Genomic DNA, 26,458 nt, shown 5'->3' on the forward strand with positions numbered 1-26,458 from the left:
GTCAGTGTGCGATTGCGGGTAAAGGCGGTGGGGGTGCGGCGCACGCGCTCGGCGAGCGCCGGATCGAACAGGAAATCGGAGAACTCAGCCAGAAGTCGGGAAGACGCCGGTATTTGAGTTCATATCGTTGATTTATCAGGAAGTTATGGTGTGAAGTTTACAGGTCCCACGGTTCGTTTACAAGCACTTCCGGGGCTTAAGTTGAGAGCATTGCCCCGCACAGGGGCAACGCCTGCATACCGACGCGAAAACAAGGAAAGGCGAAAGCACGGACCTTGCTACAAAAACCTCAAACGCTCAGGCGTGCGCCGGCTGCAGCCCCCCCAACAACTGCCGCACCCGCGAGAGATCGCGATTGACCGCGCCCGCGTCCTCGAACAGCTCCGCGAGCCAGTCGACGAACACGCGCACGCGCGGCGACAGCTGGCGCGACTTCACGAACGCCACGGATACCGGCGTGGGCAGCGGCTTCCATTGCGGCAGGACCTCTTGCAGCGCACCGCTGTCGAGGTACGGCTGCGCCGCGAGCAGCGGCGGCTGGATGAGACCATAGCCCTGCAGACCGCACGTGAGGTAGGCGAACTCGTCGGAGACATGCACGAACCCGTCCACCTTCACCTTCGTCGGACTGCCGTCCACCTCGAAGTCGAACTCGAACGGGCGGCCCGTGAGCGGTGAAAGGAAGTTGACGACCGGATGCTGCGCGAGATCGTCGAGCGTTTGCGGCGCGCCGTGCCGCTCGAGGTACGCGGGGCTCGCGCAGGTCACGTGCTCCAGCACGCCGAGGCGCCGCGCGGCGAGTCCCGAGTCGGGCAGCTCGCCGAGCTGGATGCTGCAATCTACCCCCTCGCCGACGAGATCGACGTTGCGCAGGCTCACGCCGATCACGAGGTCGATCTGCGGATAGCGCGCGTGGAAGTCGTCGAGCGCGGGCAGCACGATCGCATTGGCGATGAGGCCCGGCATCTCCACGCGCAAGCGGCCGCCGATCGCGCCGGGCGACTGGCGCACGCTCGCTTCGGCATCGTCGATGTCGGCGAGAATCTGCGAGGCGCGCTCGTAGTACGCGGCGCCTTCGGGCGTAAGCGACAGGCGCCGCGTCGTGCGCACGAGCAATTGCGTGCCGAGCAGCGATTCGAGGTTTTGCATCACCGTAGTGGCGCTGGCGCGCGGCATATCGAGTGACTGCGCGGCTTTGGTAAAACTATTGGTGTCGACGATGCGTACGAACGTGCGCATCGCCTGGATGCGGTCGATCACGGGCTAGCTCCTGACAATGGGCTTGAGGCTTGAACGAAATCCGCGCTGCTGCAGAAAAAGGGTGAGCCGCGTAGCGACGAATGCGCTTCGCGGTGCCGGCGTCTCGCGGAAAGCGACGCTCAGCGGTTAAACAGCGATGGCGATTGGATGGCGGCGCACGCGGGCGCCGGCTCGACTACGGGAGGCCAAAAAAGGAGGCCTCGAAGGGGAAGGGCTGGCGGGCCATCCGGAACGGATGGCCCGGCGGGGCAGGGTGTTACGTCTGGATGCGCGGTGCTGGTTGTCTGCGCGGCGTGCGCGTTACTTGCGCAGCGAATCGAGGTCGATCACGAAGCGGTACTTCACATCGCTCTTGAGCATGCGCTCATAGGCGTTGTTGATGTCCTGCATCTTGATCATTTCGATATCCGACGTAATGCCATGCTTGCCGCAGAAGTCCAGCATTTCCTGGGTTTCTGCAATGCCGCCGATCAGCGAGCCCGCGAGACGGCGGCGCTTCATGATCAGGTTGAACACTTGCGGCGACGGGTGATCGTGCTCGGGCGCGCCCACCAGCGTCATCGTGCCGTCACGGCGCAGCAGCTCGATGAACGGGTTGAGGTCGTGCTGCGCGGCCACGGTGTTCACGATCAGGTCGAAGCTGTTGGCGTGCGCCTTCATCTGCTCCGGGTCCTTCGAGATCACCACTTCGTCCGCGCCCAGGCGCTTGCCGTCTTCGATCTTCGAGGGCGACGTGGTGAACAGCACCACATGCGCGCCCATCGCATGGGCGAGTTTCACGCCCATGTGGCCGAGGCCGCCGAGACCCACGATGCCGACCTTCTTGCCGGGGCCCGCGCCCCACGTGCGCAGCGGCGAATACGTGGTGATGCCCGCGCACAGGAGCGGCGCGGCCGCGGCGGCATCGAGGTTCTCGGGCACGCGCAGCACGAACGCTTCGTCCACCACCAGCTGCGTGGAGTAGCCGCCGTAGGTGATGTCGCCGCTCACGCGGTCGGCGCCGTTATAGGTGCCGACCCAGCCGTTCTCGCAATACTGTTCGAGGCCTTCGGCGCAGCTCGGGCAGGTGCGGCACGAATCGACGAGACAGCCCACGCCGACGAGTTCGCCCACCTTGTATTGCGTGACGCCCTTGCCGACTTCGGCCACGCGGCCGACGATCTCGTGGCCCGGCACGACCGGGAAAATCGTGTTGCGCCATTCGTCGCGCGCCTGGTGCAGGTCGGAGTGGCACACGCCGCAGAACAGCACGTCGATACGGACGTCGAGTTCCCGCAGGTCGCGGCGCTGGAATTCGAACGGGGCGAGCGGCGAGGCGGCGTCGCGGGCGGCGTATCCGTAAGTTGGGTACATGTGTTGGCTCTCCTCTAGTGCATGGGTGTTGCGGCAGGGTTCCCATCCTAAGGATCGGGACCCACCCAGGGAATACCTGAAGCTATCGAAGACTTGCCTGATTCTCCTGGCGCGCAGCGCATCGACGGGTTCGGTGATAGATTGGCAAGCCTGTTTCTCTGCCTGACTTCATCTTTTGGGGCACAACCGATATGGGCTACGTCAAAACCCTCGCCGCGGCAGCCATCGCGCCGGCGGCCGCCACGCAGGCGCGCACGGTCGACCTGCTCATGCAAATCACGCAGCGCGACGGCGTGCACGCCACGGCGGTCGAAGGCGTGCGGCTCTACCGCGGCAGCGAAAGCCATCCGCGCCAGCCGGTCATGTACGAACCGAGCATTTTCATCGTCTGCCAGGGGCGCAAGCGCGGCTTTCTCGTCGACCAGGTGTTCATCTACGACGCCCAGCAATACCTGGTCCTCTCGGTGCCGATGCCGTTCGAGTGCGAGACCGAGGCGAGCCCCGAGAAGCCGATTCTCGCCATCTCGATCCGCGTCGATCTCACGACCGTCGCCGAACTGCTCATGGCGCTCGACGACCCGCGCCGCGCCGTGTCCGAACCCTCCGGCATCTACGCCACGCCGCTCGACGCTACGCTGTCGAACGCCGTGCTGCGCTTGCTCGAAGCGCTCGCGCAGCCGTACGAGGCGCGCATTCTCGGCCCATCGATCGTGCGCGAAATCTGCTACCGCGTGCTCATGGGCGAGCAGGGCGACGCGATTCGCGCGGCGCTCACGCATCAGCATCACTTCGGGCGTATCGCGAAGGCGCTGCGGCGCATTCACACCGACTACCGCGGCGACCTCGACGTCGAAACGCTCGCCTCCGAGGCGGGCATGAGCCTTGCCGTTTTTCACGCGCACTTCAAGGCGGTCACCTCGACGTCGCCCATGCAGTACGTGAAGACCACGCGCCTGCATCATGCGCGCCTCCTGATCACGCACGATGGCCTGACCGTGAGCGCGGCGGCCACGCGCGTGGGCTATGAAAGCGCGTCGCAGTTCAGCCGCGAATTCAAGCGCCTCTTCGGCATGAGCCCGGCCGACCAGATGCGCCGGGCGCGCGACGACGCCGCCGCCTCGGCCGCGCCGCGCGTCGAGGGGTTGCCGCCGCGCTATGTGACGGCCGTGTGAGGTCCGCGCGCGGTCGCCGCGGCATTCGATTCGCATATCGAAACAATGACGGGGTGACACGACGATGAAGCCATGCCTGCTGGTCCTGATACTGCTTGCCGATGAAGACCTCGCCGGGTTTGGCGAACAATTCGACGTGATCTATGCGCCCGATGCCGATGCGCGCACCAAAGCGGTCGCAGAACGCGGCAAGGACGTGCGCGTGGTGCTCACCAACGGCACGACAGGCCTCACCGCCGACGAAATCGACCGCATGCCCGCGCTCGAACTGGCGGGCGCGCTTGGCGCGGGCTACGAGAATATCGCGCTCGACCACGCGCGCGAGCGCGGCATCGCGCTGTGCAATGGCGCGGGCGTCAATGCCGACTGCGTGGCCGACCACGCGCTCGCGCTGCTGCTCGCGGCCGTGCGCGCCGTGCCGCAATTCGACGCCGCCTGCCGCACCGGTGTCTGGCGCGACGCGCTGCCCATGCGCCCCACGGTCACGGGGCGGCGGATCGGCATTGTCGGCTACGGGCATATCGGCGAGAAGGTCGCCCGGCGCGCGGAGGGCTTCGGCATGGAACTCGGCTATCACAACCGCAAGCCGCGCGAAGGCGCTCAGGCGCGCTACTTCGAGAGCGTGATGGCGCTCGCGCAGTGGAGCGACTTTCTCGTGATCGCGACGCCGGGTGGCGCGCAAACGAAGCATCTGATCGACCGCGCCGTGATCGATGCGCTGGGCCCGCAGGGTTTTCTCGTCAATGTGTCGCGCGGCAGCGTGGTCGATACGGCCGCGCTTGCACTCGCGCTGAAGGCGGGGACGCTGGGCGGCGCGGCACTTCGCGGGCGAGGCGCTGCTCACGCCGCTTTGAAGGTGCGCGTTGCGGGCTTGGCCGCATGCGCCGCCCTGTGTATGCCACCGCGCGCGGACGCCGGCAGCGCATGACGTATCATCCCTTCTGTGCGAGCCACAATCGCTGTTCGAGCGGCCGCTAATGACCACAACGGCCATGAACCTGGCGCGACACGCTGCCCAATTTGCAGATCTGGGCTGTGACGCCGGGGCGGTGATATCGAAGGCTCAAAAATGAAAACGCTGATTGGCGCGCTGCACGAGCACGCGGCCCACGTGGTGAACCGCTTCTACGAGGAGCTGGGCCGCCTGCCCAAATCCCGCCGCATCCTCGAAATGCTTTCGGCTGCGGAACTCGCGCACCTCAAGGCGCGGCAGATCCAGAATCTTCTTGCTCTCGCCAGTCTCGGCCTGACCGCGCGCGAGCACGAGGACATGGCGCTGCGCATCGGCCGCATTCATGCCATCGTCGGGCTCGACAAGGAAGAACTCGTGCGCAGCCGCGGCATTCTTCAGGAGCTGATCTACGCGGACGTTGGCCGCACCGTCAGCACGCAGCAGCTCTCGCTCTACGCGCGCCGCCTGACCACCGACCTCGCGTTTCAACTCAAGGCGTATCAGGCCGTCCAGGACTCGCAGCAGGAGGCGCTGTTGCGCATCACGCGTCTTGTATGGGAAGCGGGCAGCTACACGAATTTCATCGACCAGGTGATCGCCGCACTGGCGGCGCACGACGAAGTGAGCGCCTGCGCCATCGGCCGTCCCGACGAAGCGGGCATTTTTCACTTCGAGGCCGGCGCGGGCGGCAGGACGGAAGGCGGCATGCTCAACGTGCTCGCCGGGCACGATCAGGAAATCAGCGTGCGCGCCGATCATCCGCAAGGGCAGGGGGCCATTGGGCGCGCGTGGCGCAGCGGCAAGCCCGAGCGCGTGGTCAACTATCAGACCGATCCGCTTGTCGCGCCGTGGCGCGATCTCGCGGCGCGCGAAGGCGTGCGCTCTTCGGTGGCGATTCCGCTGGCCGCGCCCGGGCAGCCGCCGCTCGCCGTGCTGAGTTTGTACAGCGCGTTTCCGGGCGGCTTCGTCGGGCCCCATCAAGTGGCCTTCGTCGATTTGCTGCAAACGCTGCTGGGCTGTGCCGCGATGCGCATCCCCGCCAACGACGGCCTGCGCGCCGCGGTGCCGGTGAGCGTGCGCCAGCATTGGGCGGCGCTCGTGCGCACCGGCGCGCTGGAAATGCACTATCAGCCGCTGCTCAGCCTCGCAACGGGCAAGGCGACCAAGGTCGAAGCGCTGGCGCGCCTGCGCGACGGCGAGCGCCTGCTCGTGCCCGACGTGTTCCTCTCGGCGCTCGCCTCCGACGATCTGCTCGCGCTCTTTGCACGCGGCATCGACCAGGCGCTCGCCGACCGCGAACGCTGGTACGCCCAGGGGCGCGACCTCGATGTCTCGATCAACTTGCCACCGGCGGCACTCAACGACATCCGCTACTTCGAAGTCACCCGCACCGCGCTGGCCGCGCACCGTTGCCCGGCTGCGCGGCTCACGCTGGAAGTTCTGGAGAACGAAGCACTGTCGCTGAGCCAGGGGCAGCGCGCCATTCTCGCGAAGTTCCGTGAGCTAGGCGTGCTGTTCGCGCAGGACGATCTCGGTGCCGGGCATAGCGGCCTCACGCGCCTGCGTGAGTTGCCATTCGACTGGATCAAGCTCGACCGCGAGATGGTCAAGGTGAGCGGCGGCGGCGCGCTCAACACGCTGCGCGTGATCTACCAGTTGACGCGTCTCGGCCATTCGCTGGGCAGGCTCGTGCTTGCCGAAGGCGTCGACACGCTCGACCTCCTCCGCGCGCTCGCCATTCTCGGCGTGGACGGCGCGCAGGGCTATGGCATCGCGAGGCCGATGGAGGGCGCACGCCTCATCGAATGGCTCGACACGACGCCGGCCTTCGCCGCGACCGCGAACGACGAAGGCGGCGCCGGAACGGAGAGCCAGCTGGCGCGGCTCGCCCGCTTCGTGATCTGGGAAGAGCGCATGCTCATGATCGCGGCGGTGCCCGCAGCGGCGCAAGACCTCTTGCGCGTGTTGACGCGCGAAGAAGGCGCGGGCGGCAGCGCGCCGCTCGCGCAGTCGCTGGCGGGCTTCGGCGACATTCTGCCTGCGGGCGCACAACGCGATGCGCTGCATCGGGAGGTGGTCGGCGCGCTGCTGACCGAAGGCCCGAACAGCGAAGCGTGGCGCGTTGCGCTGAACGGGCTGATCGAGGCCATCGTGGCGGCCGTGTAGGCGAGGGCACTAATCCTGCAACGCGAACGCCATATCGCTTTGCGTGGCCGACGACTGCTTACGCTGCAGCACCGCGATACACACGAGCGAAATGGCCGCAAGCGCGCTGTAGAACAGCGCCAGCGGCCACCACTGGCCCGGATGGTCATGCGCGAGCAGCGTGCCGACGAGCGGTGTGAGGCCGCCCGCGAGCGCCGCGCAACATTGGTAGGAGATCGAAATAGCCGAGTAGCGCACGCGCACCGGGAACGCATTCGTCATGAAGCCCGCCATCACGGCGTACGAGCTGCACATGCACATCACGGCAATCGCAATGCCGACCACGATGGCGACCGGCCGACCGGTGGAGACGAGCACGAACATCGGGTAAGGCGAAATCATGGCCAGCGCGGCGGCCAGCACGAGGAAGCGCCCGGCGCCCACACGCTGGGCAAACCAGCCGGAAAAGAGCTGCGTAAAGAGCTGGATGAACGCGACGACGAACAGGCAGTCGAGAATCAGCCCGCGGTCGAGCCCGAGCGTTTGCGTCGTGTAGTTGAGCATGAAGGTGTTGACGAACCACGCGCCCGCCACGCCGATCACATTCGCGCCGAGGCACAGCAGCACGGCGCGCCACGAATCGCGCAGCACCTCGACGATCGGCATCGCAGCGGTACGGCGCTGCGTCTTGAGCGCCTCGAATTCCGGCGACTCGCCCACGCCCGAGCGGATCAGCAGGCCCACCACGAGCAGCACCGCGCTTGCGATGAACGGCAAACGCCAGCCCCAGGAAAAGAGCACGTCTCGGTCGAGATGCGCGACGCTGCGAAACGCCAATAGCGCCAGAATCAACCCCGCAGGGCTGCCGAGCTGCGCAAATGAGGCGAGAAACGTGCGCTTTTCCTTGGGTGCATGCTCGCCCGCCATGAGCACCGCGCCGCCCCATTCGCCGCCAATCGCAATACCCTGCGCCACGCGCAGCAGCACGAGCAGCGCCGGGGCGAGCGCGCCGGCGCTCGCATAGGTCGGCAGGAAGCCGATGCCCACGGTGCCGACGCCCATGATCGACAGCGTCGCGACGAGCGCCTTCTTGCGGCCGATACGGTCGCCCAGGTGCCCGAACACGAGCCCGCCGAAGGGACGCGCGAAAAAGCCCACGGCGAAGGTGCCGAACGAGGCGAGCGTGCTGTAGAACGGCTCGTGGGAGGGGAAAAACAGCTTGCCGAAGATGAGCGCCGAAGCGGTGGCGTAGATATAAAAGTCGTACCACTCGATGGTGGTGCCGACGAAGGCGGCGAGCGCAGCGCGGGCGGGCTGGCGCGCAGTGGTGTTGCCGGGGCGGGTCATGCATGTCTCCTTGATCGGGGTGAGCCGGCTTGAGCCGGTCTGTATTCCGTTGGGGCTGGATGGAACGCTAAGCGCTTACCGTCGTTTCGGGTTCCTTGACAATGCCGGCTTCGAAGAGCCGTTGCTGCGTATCGGCGTCGATGCCGAGCGCGTCCATCACGGCGCGCGTGTCGGCGCCGAGCTCGGGCGGGCGCGTGCGATAGGTCGGCGGTGTGCGCGAGAGCTTCACGGGCGCGCCCGTGCCGCGATAGCCATCCATCTCGACGATCATTCGGCGGTGCTGCGTGTGCGGATGCGCGGCCACGGCGTCGACGGTCTGCACGGGGCCGCACGGCACGCCGGCCCGGATCAGGTCGCGCGCGAGTGGCTCGCAGTCGTGCGCCGCAAGCCGCGCTTCGAGCGCGGCCTTGAGTTGCGGTCGATGCGCACAGCGGCTGCGGTTATCGGCGAAACGCGAGTCGTCGGCGAGGTCGGGCACGCCCAGGTGCGCGCAGAGCTTCGCGAACTGACGGTCGTTGCCCACCGCCAGGAAGATGGGTGCGCTGCCCGTCGCGTAGCTGTCGTACGGCGCGATGTTCGGATGCGCGTTGCCGCTGCGCTGCGGCGTGCGGCCATTGCCGAAATAGTTCGGCAAATGCGGATGCAAGAGCGACACGCCGCAATCGTAAAGCGCGATATCCACCGACTGCCCGAGGCCACTCTTTTCACGCTCGGCCAGTGCAAGCAGAATGCCGGCGAGCGCGTTCAGACCCGTGACCATGTCCACGATCGGCAGGCCGATGCGTAGCGCGGGGCCATCGTGCTCGCCGTTCACGCTCATCAGCCCCGCCATCGCCTGAATCGCGGCGTCGTAGCCGGGCAGGCCGCCGAGCGGGCCGTCCGGGCCGAAGCCCGAAATCGCGCAGTGAATCAGGTGAGGAAAACGTGGACGCAGATCGCGCTCGTACTCCATGCCCCAGCGCGCGAGCGTGCCCGGCTTGAAATTTTCGACCAGCACGTCCGCGCCTTCGAGCAACTGCCAGAGAATCGCGCGACCTTCCTCGCGCGAGAGATCGACGGCTATGCCCTGCTTGTTGCGGTTCACGCCGACATAGTACGACGCCGTATCGCCGACGAAGGGCGGGCCCCAGCCGCGCGTTTCGTCGCCGTCGGGCGGTTCGAGCTTGATGACTTCGGCACCGTGGTCGGCGAGCGCCTGGGTGCAGTACGGACCGCCCAGTACGCGGCTCAGATCGATCACGCGCAGCCCATGCAGCGCGCCGTTCACCCTGTTTGCTTCGGATTCCATTGTTGTGTTCATCGCGCGTCGCCTCGGTGTGCTGGAACCAGCTGCATGGCTTGGTCGAGCGTCAGCGCTCGTTCGTCGACGAGCGCGCGCAGCGTTGCGGCGTTGACGTCGCGTTCGTCGAGCGCGAGCGGATCGCGCGGCAGCAGCTTGTGGCGCACGAGCAGATGCGCGAATGCGAGGCGCCGGTAATCAGGGGCGTCGTGAGAAATCTGCGCGGCTTCGCAGGCCAAGAGGGCCGCCGTCGTGGCGTGATAGAGCGCGCTCGCGGCCTGGCGCACCGATTCGTCGCGGCCGCATTCGGCCACGCTCACGAGCGCCGCTCCTGCGCGATCGAACACGTCGCGCAGGAGCGCTGCACTTGTTTCAGGCAGACCGCTTTGCGCAAGCTCCGCATGCACGTGCTGCGTCAGCGCTTCGAGCGCGCCTTCGCGCTTCGCCGCACGTGCGACGTCGAGCGCGACGATATTGCTCGTGCCTTCCCAGATCGAGCCGAGATGCGCGTCGCGCACGAGGCGCGGGTCGCTCCACTCCTCGATATAGCCCACGCCGCCGCGCACTTCCATGGCGTCGCCGGTGACGCGGCGCGCGTCGCGGCAGGCGCGGAACTTGATGAGCGGAGTGAGAATGCGCACGCACTTCGCCGCGAGTTCGTCGCCGGTATCGGCGCGCGCGAGCAGTGTGGCGATGCGCATGAACATCGAGCGCGCCTGTTCGGCGGCCAGCATCATCTTGAGCAATTGACGCTGCATAAGCGGCATTTCGATGAGCTTGCGGCCGAACGCCTCGCGGTTGCGCGCCACATGCAGCGCCTCGGTCACGGCGCGGCGCATGAGGCCCGCCGCGCGCACGCCGTTCGACAGCCGCGACATGTTGATCATGTCCGCCATCTGATGAAAGCCGCGGCCCACCTCGCCGATCAAATACGCCTGCGCGCCTTCCAGCACGATCTCGCCGCTCGCCATCGAGCGGCTGCCTAGCTTGTCCTTCAGGCGCACGATGCGATAGGCGTTGCGCGTGCCGTCGGGGAGCGTCTTTGGCAGCAGGAAAAGCGCGAGGCCCTTGATGCCGGGCGGCGCTTCGTCGGGGCGCGCAAGCACCATCGCGAGATCGGCGTCGGCGTTCGAACAGAACCATTTGTCGCCGTGAAGACGCCACACGTCCTCGCCATTTGCGTCGCGCTCACGCGTGGCGCGTGTGGCGATACGTGCCACGTCCGAGCCCGCTGCCTGCTCGGTCATGAACATCGCGCCCTGGTAGAGCGTGTCGAAGTCCTGCGAGGCGAGCATCGGCAAATAGCGCGCAACGAGTTCGGGCGAGCCGAAGCGGCGCAGCGTGCGCGTGAGCGAGTCGGTCATGCTCACCGGGCAGCACAGGCCGAATTCGGCCTGCACGAACAAATAGGTGAACGCGTATTTGACGAGCGGCGCGGGCGCGTTCTCGCGATGGCTCATGGCCGCGAGGCCAAGCTCCGCGTAGGCGACGCGTTCGAGCGCCACATAGTCGGGATGCTTGTCGATGCGCTGGATCGCTTCGCCGCTGCGCGTGCGCTGTTCTAGCGTGGGCGGGTGCTTGTCGGCGACTAGTGCGAGCGCGTCGAGTTCGTCGGAGGCGCGCTGGCCGAGCGCGACGAGGCGCGTTTCGATCATGCCGAATGCGGCATCGCCGAGATAGCTGCGCAAAAGGGGCGCGAAGCCGGGGTCGCTCGTGTAGAAGTTGATGCCGCGGCTATCGGGAATGTTGGCCGAGCCGCTGGACGCGGGGGCGGGGTTCGCCGGTGCGGCCTGGGTGGCGAAGGTGGGGCGATCGCTCATCGTGTGCTGTCTCCGTGCTGTTTTGCTCTGCGATTCGGCGTAGCTTAGGCGCGGCTTCGATAACGGTCCAATACAACCGATGTCATGTACGATAAGCACCATCTATCGATAAAACGGCCAGGGAGCCCGCCATGGAACTCAAGCAACTACGCTATTTCGTGGCCGTAGCCGAAGAATTGCACTTCGGCCGCGCGGCGCGCCGGCTCTTCATTTCGCAGCCGGCGCTGAGCTTCGACATCCGCAAGTTCGAGGAGCAGCTAGGCGTGCAACTCCTCGAACGCACCAACAAGGCCGTCGCGCTGACCAACGCGGGCAACGTGCTGCTCGAAGAGGCGCGGCGGCTGCTGGAGCAGGCCGACGAAGTGCGGCGGATCGCGGCGCGATCCGCACACGGGCTGGCGGGGCGGCTGCGCATTGGCTTCGTCAATTCGATGCTTTATCGCGGGCTGCCGGAGGCGGTGCGGCGTTTCGAGGCCGATCATCCGGCGGTGGAAGTGGTGCTGCGCGAGATGAACACGGCCGAGCAGGTGCAGGCGCTGCACCGCCTGCAGATCGATCTTGGCTTCGCGCATTGGGGGCGCTTCCCGGCCGAGGTGCAATCGGAGCTGCTGTTTTCCGAGCCGTTTCTGTGCTGTCTGCCAGAAGCGCATAGGCTCGCGCGCAGGCGTCGTATAGAACTTGGCACGCTCGCGCGCGAACCGTTCATCCTGTTCCCGCGCTCGGTCTCGCCGCATTATCACGATCAGATTATCGCGACCTGTGTGGAGGCTGGATTCAGCCCGCAGATTCGCCACGAAGCGCGGCTCTGGCAAACCGTCGTGACGATGGTGGAGTTCGGCATGGGCGTCGCGCTAGTACCCGCCGCGCTCGGCGCTGCGGGCGGCGGGCGCGTGGTATTCCGCCCATTGGCTAGCAATCCTTATGAATCGCAGGTGCTAAGGCTCGTGCGCAGTGGCGAGGCGAGTGCGCTGGCACAGGGGTTTGCGGGGTATCTCGGGGGGCGCAAGGAAAACAGGGCGGACGCGAGGCCGCCCCGTACGTGAACGCCGTCAGACCTCAGCCGCAAGTCCCGATCTCTCCACACGCCGTGCAGAAGTCGCACCCGTCTTTGCGGATCACTGCATTCGCCCCGCACGACCCGCACTTGCGGCCGAGCATCGCGTGGGCAAACGCGTGCTGGGTATCGGCGGGCAGCGCGTTGTCGCCGGCCAGCACCTGGTCGCCGGGATGCTCCGCGCCGGCCCGCGCGTTGCCGGTGAGTTGCGCGGGCAACTCACCGTCGAACGCACCGGCGCGCCGCTGCGCGAGCAGCCGTGACGGCACTTGCCGCCCCTCGGCATCGAGAAAGCCGCGCCGATGCAGAATCTGCTGGATCGCGTAGGCGATGGCCGCGACCTCGGAGTCGTGCCACAGCGGAATGCGCCGGCCGTCCAGACGCTGTGTCTCGCCATAGCGCACCTGGCCGCGGTCCCACGACACCTTGCGCAAATCCTGCAGATTGCGCGCGACAAACCCGCCGCGCGCCGCGAGCGAGAGCGAACGCATGGTCGCCGTGATCCATTGCTGCTGCTCGTCGCGCTGGCCCACGGGGATGAAGAATTCGATAGGCCGCTCGATCGTCACGGCTTCGCCGCCCACCTGGCCCGTCACTTCGAGAAACGAGACCGCCACGTAGAGCGACACCTTGCCCGTCTGCGTGATGTATTCGATCTTTTCGATCACGGCGGGCAACTCGCCCTTGGGCCGATGGTCGATCGCCACGCGCAGCGGGTCGAGCAGGGCGTCGCCGAGCGCGTCGTCGGCGCTTGCCGCAGTTTCGGGGGGCAGCGTTTGCAGCACCGCGCCGAGCGTCTCGTTGGGCCGGTAGGTCGCGAGGCCCTTGAGGCCGCGCCGCCATGCGTCGAGATAGAGGTTTTCGAAGTCTTCGAACGGATAGTCGGCGGGCACGTTGACCGTCTTCGAGATCGACGTGTCGACGTACGGCTGCACGGCCGCCATCATCGCCACGTGCTCCTGTGCGCTCATTTCCAGCGCGCTCACGAAGTACGCGGGCAGTGCGCTCACGTCGCCGCCCACTTCGCGGTACACGCGCCACGCGTGGTCTTCGACGTTGAACGTTTCGCGGCTACCGTCGGCCATGCGGCGCGTGCGTTGGTAGGTCCACGAGAATGCGGGCTCGATGCCGTTCGAGACATTGTCGGCGAACGCGAGGCTCACCGTGCCCGTGGGCGCGATGGAAAGCAGATGGCTGTTGCGGATGCCGTGCGTGCGGATCCCGGCCTTGAGGTCGTCGGGCAGGCGTGAGGCGAAGGTGCCTTCTTCGAGGTACGTCCTCGCGTCGAAAAGCGGGAACGCGCCGCGCTCGCGTGCAAGCTCGACGGAGGCGCGATAGGCGGCATCGCGCATCGTGCGTCCCACGCGCGCGCCAAATTCGCAGCCTTCGGGTGAGTTGTAGCGGATGCCGAGCATCACGAGCGTGTCGCCGAGTCCTGTGAAGCCCACGCCGATACGCCGCTTGGCTGCCGCCTCAGCCTGCTGTTCGGGCAGCGGCCAGAGCGTGGCGTCGAGCACGTCGTCCAGAAAGCGTACCTGGGTGCCCGTGCGTTCGGCGAGTTGATTCCAGTCGAAATTTGCGTTGCCGCCGCGCATTTGCGCGAACGGTTCGATCACAAAGCGGGTGAGGTCGAGCGGTCCGAGGTTGCAGCAACCGTAGGCGGGCAGCGGCTGCTCGCCGCACGGGTTGGTCGCGCGGATGGCTTCGAGCGCGCGCAGGTTGTTGTCCTCGTTCATGCGCGAGATGAAGACCACGCCCGGCTCGGCTACGTCGTAGGTCGAGCGCATGATCGCGTCCCATAGCGCGCGGGCACGCGTTTCGGCGTAGACCCACAGGCCGTCGTCGCGGCGCTGCAGGTCGCCCGAGGCGCGCAGCGCGGGCGAGGGCTCGGCGCGATGCACGAGCTGCCAGGGCGCGTCGTTTTCCACGGCACGCATGAATTCGTCGGTCACCGCGACCGAAACGTTGAAGTTGTTCCAGCGACCCTTCGAATGCTTGGCCTCGATGAATTCGGGCAGGTCGGGGTGATCGCAGTCGAGCACGGCCATCTGCGCGCCGCGCCGTGCACCCGCGCTTTCCACGGTGCGGCACGAGGCGTCGAACACGTCGATGTAGCTGCACGGGCCCGATGCGCTTGATCCCGTCGACTTCACGTGCGCGCCGTGCGGCCGGATCGCCGAAAAGTTGTAGCCCACGCCGCCGCCGCGCCGCATGGTTTCGGCAGCCTGCAGCAGCGCGACGTAGATGCCGGGGAGGCCTTCGTCGTCCACGCCCTGGATGCTGTCGCCCACCGGCTGCACGAAGCAGTTGATCAGCGTGGCTTCGATGCCGGCGCCCGCCGCGCTCATGATCCGCCCCGCGCCCAGCGCGCCGTTGCGCAGATTGTCGACGAAACGCGCCTCGACCTCGGCGCGCAGCGCAGGCGGCTCGACCTGCGCGACGCCGCGCGCGACGCGGCGGTAGATGTCGTCGGCGGTCTGCTCGTCGCCTTTGGCGTACTTCTCGAGCATCACGTCGAGCGAGAACTGCTGCGGGGGAAATGGAAGCGGGGGCGTGTTTTCTGCCATGACGGGGCCTCGCGAAGCGCCGCGCGGGAGGCGGCGGTTGAAGGGCGTTCGAAGGGCGGCGGCTGCGCCGCGACCGTTCAACCTTACCCCAGCGGCGCGCGACGTGCACGGCGGCGCGGCCGCGCATGCGGCGGCGCCGGAGCATGCCGGCGTCGCGGCGGCCAGGGCGGGTCTGCGGTTACACTGCTCCCGCCTGCATGCGGGCACCGAATGTGGAGACGGGAGAGGAGACTGGATGACGAACGAAACGGCGCCCGTGGTCTACCGCGACACGGTGCCCGTGGTCTACCGCGACACGGTGCGAGCAGAGTGGGTCGACTACAACCGCCACCTGCGCGACGCGTTCTACATGCTGATCTACAGCTACGCGACCGACGCGCTGCTCGATGCCATCGGGCTCGATGCGGCTGCGCGCGAGGCGCGCGGGCGGTCGATGTACACGCTGGAGGCGCACCTGAACTATCTCCACGAGATCAAGGAGGGCGCGCCGGTGCGCGTCGAGGTCCGGGTGATCGAGCACGACGCGAAACGCGTGCGGCTGTATCTGGAGATGTTCGCGGGCGATCTCGACGATGCGCTTGCCGCGCCCGTCTCGGCGAGCGAGCAGTTGCTCTTGCACGTGGACCGCTCGGGCCCGCGCGCCGCGGCCTTCGACGCCGATGTGCTCGCGCGCGTGGCGGCGTTGTGCGCTGCCTCGGCGGGCTTCGCGCCGCGCCATGCTGCGCGGGCGATCTCGCTCGCGCCTCGTTAAGGCTGCCCGGGCGACGTCGCTGCGCTTACTTCGCCAGTTCCGCGCCGATGAGGTCGCCGAACACTTCGGCGGCGATCATGACGGAGGCGTTGAGCGGCGCGGGGCGTTCGGCCGGCTTGAACACGGCGTCGCCGCGGCGGATCTTGCGGCGCGACACCGCGCAGGTGCCCGAAGAATGCGCCGAGCGGCGGCGCCAGCGCTGTTCGCCATAATGGCAGCGACCGGGTTCGACCCAGCGGATCACCAGCGCCGTATCCGTCTGCTCGAGTATTTCGATACGCTCACCGTTGGCTCCGTCAAGCGAGAGGCACGCTTTTTTCTTCATTGTCGGCTCCGTAAGTGTGGTGCCGCGAATGTAGTCCTGCGCGCTGACAAGTGCCATTCTGTCGCCGTTGAAACACCATTCCATTATGAGCAACAATCGCCCTGCGACACGTTGCGATTCACGAAGGAACGGGGGTTTGGGGCGGATTTGGGGTCGACATCTCGAATTTGTGCAACGCACTGTTGTACGTGGCGCGACATCGAGTGGCCCGAAAACGGGTGCCTGGAGGGCGTTCCAGGGTGGGGACGGAACGGCTGGGGGAGATCTGGATCTGAGGTAAGACCGGCCCGGCGGGATTGATATGCTGCGCCGCGCTGGCTGGTTGCACCGCACCAGCGCAGCCACGAAACCCGGGCACCTGTTTTTTGAATTTTCAAGAGGTTACATGATTCATCGTCCGCCTGCTCCGAACTCCGCAAACGAGCAGAAAATCCAGCGCGCCGCCTCCGCGGTGCTGTACGCCACGCTCGTATTGCTGGCGCTGTGGATCGTGCGCGAGTTCCTGCCCGCCGTGGCCTGGGCGAGCGTCTTTGCCATCGTCCTGTGGCCCACCTATCAGGCGATCGAGCGCCGCGCCTGGTTCAAGGGCCGCAAGACGCTGATCGCCACGCTGCTTACTGCCGCAGTTGGCCTGCTCGTGGTCCTCCCGATCGCCATCACGGCCATTCAGGCCAGCGGCGAGGCCCACGAGCTTTACCTCTGGCTGCGCGACGCCCAGGAGAACGGCGTGCCGGTGCCCGACTTCGTTTCGCATCTGCCGGTAGGCAGCCGCCAAGTGAGCGACTGGTGGCAGGCCAATCTCACCCAGCCGCTCAAGGCTTCCCCGGCGATGAAGAGCCTGCACGGCGACACCATCGCCTCGTTCGGCCGCCACTTCGGTGCGCGCGCCGCCCACGCGACGATGACGTTCGGCTTCATGCTCGTCACGCTGTTCGTGATCTTCCGGGCGGGCCCGCGTCTTTCGGCTACGGTAATGCGCGGTGCGCGCCGCGCCTTCGGCGCCGACGGCGCGCAGCTCCTGCAGCGCATGGCCGCCGCCGTGCGCGCCACGGTCACGGGGCTCGTGGTCGTGGGGCTGGGCGAGGGCGTGCTGCTGGCCGCCGCCTATATCGCGACCGGCGTGCCGCATGCAGCGCTGCTCGGCACCGTCACCGCCATCGCGGCCATGCTGCCGTTTTGCGCGCCCATCGTGTTCTGCGGCGCGGCGCTGTGGCTCGTCATCCAGGGTTCGTTGATCGCGGCGGCTGCGCTCGCGGTATGGGGATTCGTGGTGGTGTTCATCGCCGAGCATTTCGTGCGGCCCGTGCTGATCGGCAATTCCACGCGTCTGCCGTTTCTGCTCGTGCTGTTCGGCATTCTGGGCGGGGCGACGACTTTCGGGCTGATCGGCATCTTCATCGGCCCGGCGCTCATGACCGTGCTGATGGTGCTTTGGGTGAACTGGGCGGAGTGACGCCCAGTTACGCTCAGTTCGCGGCGAGGCGCGCCGCGCGCCGCCCTCAACGGAAGCAGGCGAGCGTGTACTTGAGCGCCGCGGGTAGCAGTTCGCGCCACACCGGCCACACGTGGCCGCCGTCCACGATGCGCAGCGCCGCCGGGTTGCCCGCCTCGCGCAGCCGCGTGTAGAGCAGCGACGACTCGGCCTGGATCACGAGGTCGTCGTCGCCGGCGGCGATGAAGAACGGCACGCGCCAGGGCCGCGCGAAATACGGCTTCCAGAGCGCCGGATAGTTGAGCGTGCGCCAGATCTGCGCGTCGAACTGATGGTCGCCGAACACGCCCACGTGACGCGCCGCCGAACTGGGTGGCGGGTCGCCCGCATAGACCGCCGGGGAAAGCAGCAGCGCGCCGCAGAACATGTCGGGGTGCTCCAGCGTGTAGCGCAGCGCGCCGAACCCGCCCATCGAAACGCCGCCGATCGCGCGGCCGTCGCGCGCGTCGTCCACCGCGAAGTGCGACTCGATCTCGGGCAGCAGATCCTGGAAGAACGCCGTCTCCATCCTCTCCTTGCGGTCGACGTACCAGTCGGTGCCGCCCTGCGGCATCACGATCACCACGGGCGGGATCTCGTGACGGGCGATCAGCGCGTCGGCCGTAGTCTGGAGCTGGCCTTGCGTGACCCAGTCCATGGGCTCGCCGTTGTTGCCATGCAGGAGATAGAGCACCGGGTAGCGACCCTGGTCGGCCCGATAGCCGTTCGGCAGGTACACCACGTAGGGCCAGTCGCGGTTGAGCGCCTCGGCATGGAACGTGCGGACCACGATCGTGCTCGCCGCGGCAGGCGCCGCTGGCGTGACGAACGCCGCGCAAGAGAGCGCGAGCGGGAGCAGCGCGGTGCGAAGGAGTCTGCGCATGGCAAGGACATCGAGGGCGGTGGCGCGCCGGCGGCGCGGGGTCATCATGCTAGCAGCCGCTCGTACGCGCCGGAAGCCGCAATCGGCGAGCCGGCGCGCAGTGCATGGTCTGCGAGCCGCGTCGTTTCAGGCGGAAGCTTTGGCGCGCGAAGGCAGCAGACGCCTGAGCGGGTCGGACGCGCGCGCGACGAGCAGCAGCGCGGTGATCGCGACGGCATCTGCGCAGAGGCCGAGCGGCACGTTCAGATAGCCGTCGGTGTACCAGTAGAGCACCGAATCGACCGTGAGCGAAATCACGGCGCCGGCCACGAACGAGAGCATCCCCTTGCGGCCGACGAGACCCACCCAGGGCAGCGCATGCGCCACGCGCTTCGCCCAGCCGAGGCGGATGACATGCGCCGTGAGCCACGCGAAGCCAAGGAAGTTCAGCACGCGAAACCATGCGAGGTTGCGCTTGAAGTCGCCGTCGAGCGCGACGTTGCCGAGCTGCAGGTGATAGATCGCCGCGCCCGCCACGACAGCGAGTGCGGCGAGGGTCACGAGCGTGCCGGAGCGGTGCGCGTTCACCCGCTGGAACACGGGCTGCGCCTGCGCGATCACGCCGAGCACGAACATCAGTTGCCAGCCGAACGGGTTGAAGTCCCATTGCACGTCTTCGACGTGCGGCAACCACGGCGCCAGGTGCGGCGCGACGCCCCAGAGCGCGAGGCTCACGGCCAGCAGCAGCCACGGCCGTGTGCGCGCGAGCGGTAACGCGAGCGGGGCGGCGAGGGCGAAGCAGGCGTACATCGGCAGCACGCCGGCCAGATACGGCTGGCGGCGCAGCAGCACGATGTCGCGTAACGCGGCGGCAGGCGCGAGCGTGAGATCGTCGAGATCGGTGGTGGCGAGGTTGGGCGCATCCACGTTGCACGCCACGAGAATTGCGGTGACGAGCAGCATCAACAGCGCCGTCACGACGAACGCGCGGTAGATCTCGAACGCGCGCTTGATGAAGCGCTGCCGCGCCGCGGCCTCGGTGCGGCGTGCGCTCAGCGTGGCCCACGCGGTGGCCGTGGCGAAGCCGCCGAGGAAGACGAAGACCTCGGCCGCGTCGCACAGCGCGTAGGCGTGCAGCGTGACGCGCGAGACGATGCTGCCGCCAATGTGATCGACGACGATGATGAGCAGGACGAGGCCGCGGAAGAAATCGAGTTCGACTAGACGGTTGGATGACTTTGACATGTTGGGGCAGCAGGCCGGGCCGGCATGGGGCGCATGAAGCAGCCGATGATGCTGAACGGGCCGGGCGGGCAGATGCTGGAAGTACCTGGCTGGAAAATCAGGAAATCAGGAATTCGGGCGAGGTTCGCGGGGCGCCTCGCGCCGGAAACCGTGAACCGGTCACCAGGGGCGGCCGCACGACAAACGCAGGAAAAGACCTGAAGAATACGCGAGGGTTCCCGCCAGACGCGGGTTTACGTTGACGCCGTCGATATTAACGTAATTTCAAATACCTTTCAGTGGACTCCAGCTGTGCGCCGTTCAAGTTTCCGGGGCCTGTGCCGATAAGGCAGGGGAAGGGGCACGATCATGCTGTCGCGGCAAATGCCGCTCTGACGCGGGTTTGGGCAATTTCTTCTGGCCCTTTGTTGATGCTTTTATCGGGCAAGAATTCGGCTAATTAACATTTGTTTCAAAGTGTTCTCCCTGGGCTGTTTTCATGGAGTTGCGCCTTACAATGCCGGATCGAATTTGAGATGGCACGCTCGTTCGTTAATGCGACGATCGCGTGCATTGAATGTTTATGGTTCGAGATGCAGTCGATTTAGACGCAGATCGGAGCAGTCGGCGCAGGCGAGTCGGAGCGCCATGAGGGGCGGGAGCGCGGCATACGCAGCAGACCGTCCGGGGCATCCGCTCGCTGTATCGCACGGCTGCAAGCACCGCAGGAGAGAGGAATGTTCGAAGACGATCGTATCGGTCAGCGCGGTCTCAGGGGGTTCTGGGCAGCGTTGGGCTTGGCGGCCCTGCTGGGCGGCTGCGCCAACATGAACCAGCAGCAACCGCAACAACAACCGCAGCCCGACACGGCGGCAGCGGCACCCCCGGCTTCCGATGCAGCGAGCGCCGACGCCAGCGCACAACAGGTGGCGAGTGCGCCCGTCACGCGCGTCGTCACGAAAACGACCTACGTACGCGTGCGCCGCGGCGACACGCTGCAGCGCATCGCGCAAAAGCACACTGTTTCGGTCAAAGATCTGGCCGCCTGGAATCACCTGAAGCCGAACGGTCACCTGCGCGCAGGCCAGTCGATCAAGCTGGTTTCGAAGCAGACGATCACCGTCCAGGTGCCCGCGCCGCAAGCTGGCAGCGCGACGGCGAACGCCAACCCGAACGCAGCCGGAAACCGCGAGGTTGCCGCCGAAGTGGCGCGCCACGCGAGCAGCGTCGCGCTCGTATGGCCGGCGCATGGCCGCGTGGTCGAACCGTTCGCGCCGGGCACGACGCGCGGCATCGAGATCGCGGGCAAGGCCGGCGACCCCGTGATCGCCGCCGCCGACGGCAAGGTCATGTACGCGGGCACGGGTCTGAACGAATACGGCAGCCTGATCATCGTCCAGCACAACAAGGACTTCCTCACGGCTTACTCGCACAACCGCCGTCTGCTCGTGAAGACCGGCGATACGGTGCACCAGGGCCAGCAGATCGCCGAGATGGGCAGCGAGAACAATGACCGCGTGGCGGTGCTGTTCGAGGTGCGCCGCGATGGGAAGCCGGTGGATCCGATGCCGTATTTGCCGTCGTCGCCGCAGGGCTGAGCGCGGCGCAGGGCGTCGGCATGCGGCGGCGTTGAAATGGTCGATCCAGATCTGCGCTAAAACAAAACCGCCCTGACGCATCGCAACGTCAGGGCGGTTTTTTCATCACCGCAAACCGCGCACTGCTTAAAACCGCTTTTTAAAACGCGTCCACCGGCACCCGCACCCAGCCTTCCATCAGCACGCGCGCGCTGCGGCTCATGATGGCCTTCGTGACTGTCCATTCGCCGTTTTCCTGGCGCGCCTCGGCGCCCACGCGCAGCGTGCCCGACGGATGCCCGAAGCGCACCGCGCTGCGTTCGCCGCCGCCCGCCGCGAAATTCACGAGCGTGCCGGGAATGGCCGCCGCGGTGCCGATCGCCACGGCCGCCGTGCCCATCATGGCGTGATGGAGCTTGCCCATCGACATGGCGCGCACCAGCAGGTCCACATCGCCGGCTTCCACGCGCTTGCCGCTCGACGCCGTATAGGCAGCGGGCTTCGCCACGAAAGCGATTTTCGGCGTGTGCTGGCGCGTGGCGATCTCGTCGAGGTGCTTGATGAGCCCCATGCGCAGCGCACCGTGCGCGCGGATCGTCTCGAACTTCTCGAGCGCCTGCGCGTCGCTGTTGATCGCGTCCTGCAATTCCGTGCCCGTGTAGCCGATGGCCTCGGCGTTCACGAAGATCGTCGGGATGCCCGCATTGATCATCGTGGCCTTGAGCGTGCCCACGCCCGGCACTTCGAGGTCGTCAACGAGATTGCCGGTGGGGAACATCGAGCCGCCCGCGCCTTCTTCCTCGGCGGCCGGGTCGAGGAATTCGAGCTGCACTTCGGCGGCGGGGAAGGTCACGCCGTCCAGTTCGAAGTCGCCCGTCTCCTGCACCTGGCCGTTCGTCATCGGCACGTGCGCGATGATGGTCTTGCCGATGTTGGCCTGCCAGATGCGCACGATCGCCACGCCGTTGTCGGGCACGCGGCTCGGGTCGACGAGGCCGCCGCTGATCGCGAACGGGCCCACGGCGGCGGAGAGATTGCCGCAGTTGCCGCTCCAGTCGACAAAGGCCTTGTCGATGGCGACCTGGCCGAACAGGTAGTCGACGTCGTGGTCGGGCTTGCTGCTTTTGGCCAGAATCACGGTCTTGCTCGTGCTCGACGTCGCGCCGCCCATGCCGTCGATCTGCTTGCCGTACGGGTCGGGGCTGCCGATCACGCGCATGAGCAGCTTGTCACGCGCGACGCCGGGCTGCTGCGCCGAAGCGGGCAGATCCTGGAGGCGGAAGAACACGCCTTTGCTGGTGCCGCCGCGGATGTAGGTGGCGGGGATCTTGATCTGAGGTACGTGTGCCATGTGTTGTCCTGAAACGAAGGGCGGCGCGCGTGTGACCGCTGCGCCGCCCGTTTCCCGTTTATGCCGCTGCCTGCGACGATTCGAGGAAGTCCTGCGCGAAACGCTGCAGCACGCCGCCCGCCTCGTAGATCGACACTTCTTCGGCCGTATCGAGCCGGCAGGTGACCGGCACTTCCACGCGCTCGCCGTTGCGGCGCTCAATCACGAGCGTGAGGTCGGCGCGCGGCGTGCGCTTGCCGATCACATCGTAGGTTTCCGTGCCGTCGATGCCGAGCGTCGTGCGGTTCGTGCCCGCCTTGAACTCCAGCGGCAGCACGCCCATGCCGATCAGGTTCGTGCGGTGAATGCGCTCGAATCCTTCCGCCACGATCACTTCCACACCCGCGAGACGCACGCCCTTGGCCGCCCAGTCGCGCGAGCTGCCCTGGCCGTAGTCCGCACCCGCAACGATGATGAGCGGCTGCTTGCGTTCCATGTAGGTTTCGATGGCTTCCCACATGCGCGTGACCTTGCCTTCCGGCTCGACGCGCCCAAGTGAGCCCTTCTTCACGGCGCCGTCCACCACGGCCATCTCGTTGATGAGCGTGGGGTTCGCGAAGGTCGCGCGCTGCGCCGTGAGGTGGTCGCCGCGGTGCGTGGCGTACGAGTTGAAGTCCTCTTCGGGCAGGCCCATTTTCGCGAGGTACTCGCCCGCTGCGCTGTCCAGCAGGATCGCGTTGGAAGGCGAGAGGTGGTCGGTCGTGATGTTGTCGCCGAGCACCGCGAGCGGGCGCAGGCCCTTGAGCGTGCGCTCGCCAGCCAGCGCGCCTTCCCAGTACGGCGGACGACGGATGTAGGTGCTTTGCGCGCGCCAGTCGTAGAGCGGGTCGGTCGTTTCGCCGCTTGCCGCGGTGGCCGCGAACATCGGCTCGTACACCTTGCGGAACTGCTCGGGCTTCACGCTCTTCGCGACGATGGCGTCGATCTCTTCGTCGCTCGGCCAGAGGTCCTTGAGGTACACGTGCTTACCGTCCTTGTCCGTGCCGAGCGAATCGCGTTCGATGTCGAAGCGGATCGTGCCCGCAATCGCGTACGCGACGACGAGCGGCGGCGAGGCGAGGAACGCCTGCTTCGCATACGGGTGAATGCGGCCGTCGAAGTTGCGGTTGCCCGAGAGCACGGCGGTCGCGTAGAGGTCGCGGTCGATGATTTCCTGCTGGATCTTCGGGTCGAGCGCGCCCGACATGCCGTTACACGTGGTGCATGCAAACGCGACGATGCCGAAGCCGAGCTTTTCCAGATCGGGCAGCAGGTTGGCTTCTTCGAGGTAAAGCTCCACGGCCTTTGATCCCGGCGCGAGCGAGCTCTTCACCCACGGCTTGCGCGCGAGGCCGCGTGCGTTCGCATTGCGCGCGACCAGCGCGGCGGCGATCACGTTGCGCGGGTTGCTCGTGTTCGTGCAACTCGTGATGGCGGCGATGATGACGGCGCCGTCGGGCATCTGGCCCGGCGTTTCTTCCCATTTGCCCGCAATGCCGCGCTCGGCGAGTGCCGAAGTCGGCAGACGCTTGTGCGGATTCGACGGACCGGCCATGTTGCGCACCACGCTCGAAAGATCGAACGTGAGCGTGCGTTCGTATTGCGCGTTAGCGAGCGTATCGGCCCAGAGGCCCGCGGTTTTCGCGTAGGTTTCGACGAGCTTGACCTGCTCTTCTTCGCGGCCCGTGAGGCGCAGATACTCGAGCGTCTGGTCGTCGATGAAGAACATCGCGGCCGTGGCGCCATATTCGGGCGCCATGTTCGAGATCGTGGCGCGGTCGCCGAGCGTGAGGCTCGACGCGCCTGCTCCACGGAACTCCAGATACGCGCCCACGACCTTTTCCTTGCGCAGGAATTCGGTCAGCGCGAGCACGATGTCGGTGGCGGTGATGCCGGGCTGGCGCTTGCCAGTGAGTTCCACGCCGACGATATCGGGCAGGCGCATCCACGAGGCGCGGCCGAGCATGACGTTTTCGGCTTCGAGGCCGCCCACGCCGATGGCAATCACGCCGAGCGCATCGACGTGCGGCGTGTGGCTGTCGGTGCCGACGCAGGTGTCGGGGAACGCCACGCCTTCACGCGCCTGGATCACAGGCGACATCTTCTCCAGATTGATCTGGTGCATGATTCCGTTGCCCGGAGGGATCACGTCGACGTTCTTGAACGCCTTCTTCGTCCAGTTGATGAAGTCGAAACGGTCCTCGTTGCGCCGGTCTTCGATCGCGCGGTTCTTGTTGAACGCGTCCGGATCGAAGCCGCCGCATTCCACGGCGAGCGAGTGATCGACGATCAGTTGCACCGGCACGACCGGATTCACCTTGGCGGGGTCGCCGCCCTGGTCGGCGATCGCGTCGCGCAGGCCCGCGAGGTCGACGAGCGCCGTTTGCCCGAGGATGTCGTGGCAGACCACGCGTGCGGGGAACCACGGAAAGTCGAGGTCGCGCTTGCGTTCGACGAACTGCGTAAGCGAGGCGGTGAGCGTGGCCGGGTCGCAGCGGCGCACGAGGTTTTCGGCGAGCACGCGCGAGGTGTACGGCAGCGTGTCGTAGGCGCCGGGCTGGATGGCCTCGACGGCTTCGCGCGCGTCGAAGTAATCGAGCCGGGTGCCCGGGAGGGACTTGCGGTAGGCGGTATTCACGGCTTGGGGACCAAATGTGTTGTAAGCGGCGGTGCGTGGGATCGAAGGCGATGGCGTCACTCTACGACGCATCGCCTCCGGCGATCAGCGCTTGCTGATCGGCGTGAACTTCAGATTCTCCGGACCCGTGTAATTCGCGCTCGGGCGGATGATCTTGTTGTCGATGCGCTGCTCGATGATGTGCGCGCTCCAGCCGGCCGTGCGCGCGATCACGAAGATCGGCGTGAACATGGCGGTCGGCACGCCCATCATGTGATACGACACGGCGCTGAACCAGTCGAGGTTCGGGAACATCTTCTTGACTTCCCACATCGTCGATTCGAGGCGCTCGGCGATGTCGAACAGCTTCATGTTCGACTGCTCCTTCGAGAGCTTCTTCGCGATTTCCTTGATGACCTTGTTGCGCGGGTCCGAGATCGTGTACACCGGGTGGCCGAAGCCGATCACGACTTCCTTTTTCTCCACGCGCGCGCGGACATCGGCTTCTGCGTCGTCGGCGTTTTCGTAGCGCGACTGGATCTCGAACGCGACTTCGTTCGCGCCGCCGTGCTTCGGACCGCGCAGCGCGCCGATCGCGCCCGTGATGGCCGAGTAGATGTCCGAGCCCGTGCCCGCGATCACGCGGCCTGTGAACGTCGAGGCGTTGAACTCGTGCTCGGCGTACAGGTTGAGCGACACGTGCATCGCGTCGACCCACGACTTCGACGGCGCGCGGCCGTGCAGCAGGTGCAGGAAGTGGCCGCCGATCGAGTCGTCGTCGGTTTCGACTTCGATGCGCTTGCCGTTGTGCGAAAAGTGATACCAGTACAGCAGCATCGAGCCGAGCGACGCCATCAGGCGGTCGGCGATATCGCGCGCGCCCGGCAGGTTGTGGTCGTCCTTCTCGGGCAGCACCGTGCCGAGAATCGAGACGCCGGTGCGCATCACGTCCATCGGGTGCGCCGAGGCGGGCACGGCTTCGAGCGCCGTCTTCACGTTGGCGGGCAGGCCGCGCAGCGCCTTGAGTTTCGCCTTGTAGCCGGCCAGTTCGGCCGTGTTCGGCAGCTTGCCGTGCACGAGCAGGTATGCGACTTCCTCGAATTCGCACGCCGTGGCGAGGTCGAGAATGTCGTAGCCGCGATAGTGCAGGTCATTGCCGGTGCGGCCCACGGTGCACAGCGCCGTGTTGCCCGCCGTCACGCCCGACAGCGCAACGGACTTCTTCGGCTTGAAACCGCCAGCGGCTTGCGTGGTGTTTTCTGCTTCGCTCATGGTGTCTTCCTCTCTCCAGGTATCTGTGAACTATATGGTGG

19 protein-coding genes and 1 pseudogene are annotated in these 26,458 nt (G+C 66.6%); 8 read left to right on the forward strand and 12 right to left on the reverse strand.

Annotation, left to right across the window (positions count from 1 at the left end):
• Nucleotides 1–297 precede the first annotated feature (297 nt).
• Nucleotides 298–1,260 (reverse strand): LysR family transcriptional regulator, encoded by a 963-nt coding sequence (locus M3I56_RS35685; RefSeq protein ID WP_254357991.1) that lies wholly within the window; start codon nt 1,258–1,260, stop codon nt 298–300.
• Nucleotides 1,261–1,560: 300 nt separating this feature from the next.
• Nucleotides 1,561–2,613 (reverse strand): NAD(P)-dependent alcohol dehydrogenase, encoded by a 1,053-nt coding sequence (locus M3I56_RS35690; RefSeq protein ID WP_254357992.1) that lies wholly within the window; start codon nt 2,611–2,613, stop codon nt 1,561–1,563.
• A gap of 191 nt (nt 2,614–2,804) precedes the next feature.
• Here M3I56_RS35690 and M3I56_RS35695 point away from each other — a divergent pair, with 191 nt between their 5' ends.
• The 3 genes and pseudogenes from M3I56_RS35695 to M3I56_RS35705 all read left to right on the forward strand — a co-directional run bounded on the left by M3I56_RS35695 (nt 2,805) and on the right by M3I56_RS35705 (nt 6,903).
• Nucleotides 2,805–3,785, forward strand: a complete 981-nt coding sequence (locus M3I56_RS35695; RefSeq protein ID WP_254357993.1) for an AraC family transcriptional regulator — start codon at nt 2,805–2,807, stop codon at nt 3,783–3,785.
• 64 nt (nt 3,786–3,849) lie between these two features.
• Nucleotides 3,850–4,608: pseudogene (locus M3I56_RS35700) on the forward strand (NAD(P)-dependent oxidoreductase); the annotation flags it as partial.
• 246 nt (nt 4,609–4,854) lie between these two features.
• Entirely contained in the window at nt 4,855–6,903 is a 2,049-nt protein-coding gene (locus M3I56_RS35705) for an EAL domain-containing protein (protein ID WP_254357994.1), read from the forward strand.
• A 9-nt stretch (nt 6,904–6,912) separates the two neighbouring features.
• On the opposite strand, the gene M3I56_RS35710 is transcribed toward M3I56_RS35705, so the two are convergent.
• From M3I56_RS35710 to M3I56_RS35720, 3 genes are all read right to left on the reverse strand, one after another.
• The gene (locus M3I56_RS35710; protein ID WP_254357995.1) at nt 6,913–8,229 is read right to left on the reverse strand and encodes an MFS transporter; all 1,317 of its coding nucleotides are present in this window, start codon (nt 8,227–8,229) and stop codon (nt 6,913–6,915) included.
• A 67-nt stretch (nt 8,230–8,296) separates the two neighbouring features.
• Nucleotides 8,297–9,529, reverse strand: coding sequence for a CaiB/BaiF CoA-transferase family protein (locus M3I56_RS35715; RefSeq protein WP_254357996.1), 1,233 nt, complete (start codon nt 9,527–9,529; stop codon nt 8,297–8,299).
• Entirely contained in the window at nt 9,526–11,328 is a 1,803-nt protein-coding gene (locus tag M3I56_RS35720) for an acyl-CoA dehydrogenase family protein (protein ID WP_254357997.1), read from the reverse strand. The genes M3I56_RS35715 and M3I56_RS35720 overlap by 4 nt, the downstream gene beginning before the upstream one ends.
• A gap of 131 nt (nt 11,329–11,459) precedes the next feature.
• On the opposite strand from M3I56_RS35720, the gene M3I56_RS35725 reads away from it, so the two are divergent.
• On the forward strand, nt 11,460–12,371 hold the full coding sequence (locus M3I56_RS35725) for a LysR family transcriptional regulator (protein ID WP_254357998.1): 912 nt from the start codon (nt 11,460–11,462) through the stop codon (nt 12,369–12,371).
• A gap of 13 nt (nt 12,372–12,384) precedes the next feature.
• On the opposite strand, the gene M3I56_RS35730 is transcribed toward M3I56_RS35725, so the two are convergent.
• Nucleotides 12,385–14,949 (reverse strand): adenosylcobalamin-dependent ribonucleoside-diphosphate reductase, encoded by a 2,565-nt coding sequence (locus tag M3I56_RS35730; RefSeq protein ID WP_254357999.1) that lies wholly within the window; start codon nt 14,947–14,949, stop codon nt 12,385–12,387.
• 235 nt (nt 14,950–15,184) lie between these two features.
• Here M3I56_RS35730 and M3I56_RS35735 point away from each other — a divergent pair, with 235 nt between their 5' ends.
• On the forward strand, nt 15,185–15,700 hold the full coding sequence (locus tag M3I56_RS35735; protein ID WP_254358000.1) for a thioesterase family protein: 516 nt from the start codon (nt 15,185–15,187) through the stop codon (nt 15,698–15,700).
• A gap of 25 nt (nt 15,701–15,725) precedes the next feature.
• Here M3I56_RS35735 and M3I56_RS35740 read toward each other — a convergent pair whose 3' ends face one another.
• On the reverse strand, nt 15,726–16,025 hold the full coding sequence (locus M3I56_RS35740; protein WP_028205587.1) for a DUF3331 domain-containing protein: 300 nt from the start codon (nt 16,023–16,025) through the stop codon (nt 15,726–15,728).
• Between the two features lie 385 nt (nt 16,026–16,410).
• Here M3I56_RS35740 and M3I56_RS35745 point away from each other — a divergent pair, with 385 nt between their 5' ends.
• Complete coding sequence (locus M3I56_RS35745; RefSeq protein ID WP_254358001.1) at nt 16,411–17,478, forward strand: AI-2E family transporter; 1,068 nt, start codon at nt 16,411–16,413, stop codon at nt 17,476–17,478.
• 46 nt (nt 17,479–17,524) lie between these two features.
• On the opposite strand, the gene M3I56_RS35750 is transcribed toward M3I56_RS35745, so the two are convergent.
• Both M3I56_RS35750 and M3I56_RS35755 read right to left on the reverse strand, forming a co-directional pair.
• Nucleotides 17,525–18,379: an esterase family protein gene (locus M3I56_RS35750; protein ID WP_254358002.1), complete on the reverse strand. Its 855-nt coding sequence runs from the start codon at nt 18,377–18,379 to the stop codon at nt 17,525–17,527.
• 126 nt (nt 18,380–18,505) lie between these two features.
• The gene (locus M3I56_RS35755; protein WP_254358003.1) at nt 18,506–19,603 is read right to left on the reverse strand and encodes an OpgC domain-containing protein; all 1,098 of its coding nucleotides are present in this window, start codon (nt 19,601–19,603) and stop codon (nt 18,506–18,508) included.
• Between the two features lie 33 nt (nt 19,604–19,636).
• Here M3I56_RS35755 and M3I56_RS35760 point away from each other — a divergent pair, with 33 nt between their 5' ends.
• Both M3I56_RS35760 and M3I56_RS35765 read left to right on the forward strand, forming a co-directional pair.
• Entirely contained in the window at nt 19,637–19,804 is a 168-nt protein-coding gene (locus M3I56_RS35760; RefSeq protein WP_254358004.1) for a hypothetical protein, read from the forward strand.
• 515 nt (nt 19,805–20,319) lie between these two features.
• Nucleotides 20,320–21,180 (forward strand): peptidoglycan DD-metalloendopeptidase family protein, encoded by an 861-nt coding sequence (locus M3I56_RS35765; protein ID WP_254358005.1) that lies wholly within the window; start codon nt 20,320–20,322, stop codon nt 21,178–21,180.
• A gap of 139 nt (nt 21,181–21,319) precedes the next feature.
• Here M3I56_RS35765 and prpF read toward each other — a convergent pair whose 3' ends face one another.
• The 3 genes from prpF to prpC all read right to left on the reverse strand — a co-directional run bounded on the left by prpF (nt 21,320) and on the right by prpC (nt 26,417).
• Complete coding sequence (gene prpF / locus M3I56_RS35770) at nt 21,320–22,510, reverse strand: 2-methylaconitate cis-trans isomerase PrpF (protein ID WP_254358006.1); 1,191 nt, start codon at nt 22,508–22,510, stop codon at nt 21,320–21,322.
• Nucleotides 22,511–22,568: 58 nt separating this feature from the next.
• A complete protein-coding gene (gene acnD, locus M3I56_RS35775) occupies nt 22,569–25,166 on the reverse strand; it encodes a Fe/S-dependent 2-methylisocitrate dehydratase AcnD (protein WP_254358007.1) in 2,598 nt (865 codons plus the stop codon).
• 84 nt (nt 25,167–25,250) lie between these two features.
• A complete protein-coding gene (prpC, locus tag M3I56_RS35780) occupies nt 25,251–26,417 on the reverse strand; it encodes a 2-methylcitrate synthase (RefSeq protein WP_254358008.1) in 1,167 nt (388 codons plus the stop codon).
• Between the last annotated feature and the right edge of the window lie 41 nt (nt 26,418–26,458).

Origin of the sequence: Paraburkholderia sp. CNPSo 3281 (assembly GCF_024206515.1) — a bacterium.
GTDB classification, from domain to species: Bacteria; Pseudomonadota; Gammaproteobacteria; order Burkholderiales; family Burkholderiaceae; genus Paraburkholderia; species Paraburkholderia nodosa.